The 1709-nt window shown below is 77.2% G+C and carries 2 protein-coding genes and 1 pseudogene; 1 reads left to right on the top strand and 2 read right to left on the bottom strand.

Annotation, left to right across the window (positions count from 1 at the left end; genetic code table 11):
• A partial coding sequence (locus ACIQOV_RS40410) for a sigma-70 family RNA polymerase sigma factor (RefSeq protein WP_401055992.1) occupies positions 1 to 531 on the bottom strand: 531 nt, incomplete at its 3' end.
• A 194-nt stretch (positions 532 to 725) separates the two neighbouring features.
• On the opposite strand from ACIQOV_RS40410, the gene ACIQOV_RS40415 reads away from it, so the two are divergent.
• Entirely contained in the window at positions 726 to 1415 is a 690-nt protein-coding gene (locus ACIQOV_RS40415; protein WP_401055990.1) for an NAD(P)H-dependent oxidoreductase, read from the top strand.
• A 43-nt stretch (positions 1416 to 1458) separates the two neighbouring features.
• Here ACIQOV_RS40415 and ACIQOV_RS40420 read toward each other — a convergent pair.
• Positions 1459 to 1709, bottom strand: a pseudogene (locus tag ACIQOV_RS40420) (M56 family peptidase); the annotation flags it as partial.

Here is a 1709-nt window from a genome sequence, read left to right on the forward strand (position 1 = left end):
CACCACCCGCCGGTGCCCGGCCAGTGGCTCCGGGGGCAGCGCGGCCGTCCCGCGGACCCGCTGCCGGGCCCGGCTGGCCAGCTTCTTGGCGGCCACCGGGGTCCGTCCGAGGATCGGCCCGATCCGGTCGAAGGGCACCGCGAAGCCGTCGTGCAGCACGAAGGCGACCCGCTCGGCCGGGCCAAGCCGGTCCAGCACCACGAGCAGCGCCCGGCCCACCGACTCGACCAGCAGCGCCTCCCGCTCCGGCTCCGGGCCGCCGCCCGAGCCGTCCGGCAGCGCCTCGTCGGTCGGCTCCTCGCGGCGCGCGGCACGGGCCCGCAGCAGGTCCAGGCAGATCCGGGAGACCACCGTGGTCAGCCAGCCGGGCAGGTTGCCGATCTCCGCCGGATCGGTGCGGACCAGCCGCAGCCAGGCCTCCTGCACGGCGTCCTCGGCCTCGCCGGTCGAGCCGAGCATCCGCTGGGCGATCGCCCGCAGCCGGCCGCGCTCGGCCTCGAAGCGCTCGGCGTCCGAGCACACGGCGTCCACGCGCACGGCGTTCGAGCGTTCGGCCTCGAAGCGTTCGGCCTCCGGGCGTCCCGCCCCCGAGGCCGCTCCCCCGCTCCGCGCCCGCCCGTCCGCCGCCCCCGGCATCGCGTTCCGGTCCATCGGTCACCTTTCCTCGGCGCGGCTCGTCACCGCTATGACGATCCGTCCCCCTCCGAGGTGACCAGGAGACCGCCATGACCTCCACCACGCTGCTCCACCTGGATTCGAGCATCAGCCCGTCCGGTTCGGTGAGCCACGCCCTGACCGCCCGCTTCGCCGACGCCTGGCGCGTCCGCCACGGCGCCCGCGTCCAGCACCGGCACCGCGACCTCGCCGCCGACCCGGTGCCCCCGGTGCGCGCCGCCTACGACGCCCTCGGCCGCCGCACCGAGCGCAAGGGGGTGCTCCCGCTGGACGACATCGGCCGCCTCGCCGAGGGGCCGGACGAGGCGCGGGAGTGGGCGCTCAGCCGCCCGCTGATCGAGGAATTGCGGGCCGCCGACGTCCTGCTGGTCGGCAGCCCGATGTACAACTACACCGTCTCGGCCGGCCTCACGTCGTGGATCGACCGGGTCACCTTCCCCGGCGTCCACCACGATCCGGAGACCGGCGAGCCGCTGCTGCGCGACACCCGCGTGGTGGTCGTCGCGGTCCGCGGCGGCGGCTACGGGCCGGGCACGCCGCGTGCCCACTGCGACTTCCAGGTTCCGTACCTGCGGGCGTACTTCGACCGGATCGGGGTCGCGGCGGAGCACCTGCACGTGGTCACCGCCGAGCTCACCCGGGCCGCGGACATCCCGGCGCTGAACGCCTTCCAGCCGCTCGCCGCCGAATCCCTGGCGGCGGCCGAGGCCGCCGTCGACGAGCTGGCCGCGACGCTCTAGGGTCCGCCGGCCGCAGCGGGGGGACGCTCCGGAGCCCCGCCGGCTACAGCGGGGTGACGGCCTTGAGCACCACCAGCAGGGCCACGGCGGCGTTGAGCGCGCACAGCGCCGACGCCGCCGTACCGATCGCCGCGACCATCGCCGCCAGGCCCGCCGGGGTCTTCGCCGGCGGCCAGTTGCGGGAGGTCGGCACCGGGCCGAGCAGCGCGGCGACCCGGCGCGGCACCGGGCCGGCCGCCGCGGCCGGGGCGGCGAAGGCCGCGAAGCCGGGGGCCGGGGCGGCGTGCGAGACCA

The organism is Kitasatospora sp. NPDC091257, from assembly GCF_044757675.1.
GTDB classification, from domain to species: domain Bacteria; phylum Actinomycetota; class Actinomycetes; order Streptomycetales; family Streptomycetaceae; genus Kitasatospora; species Kitasatospora lactacystinica.

Bases quoted from the DNA above. Each gene is read 5' to 3' on its own strand.
- ACIQOV_RS40415 (WP_401055990.1), top strand. From the start codon at position 726: ATGACCTCCACCACGCTGCTCCACCTGGATTCGAGCATCAGCCCGTCC.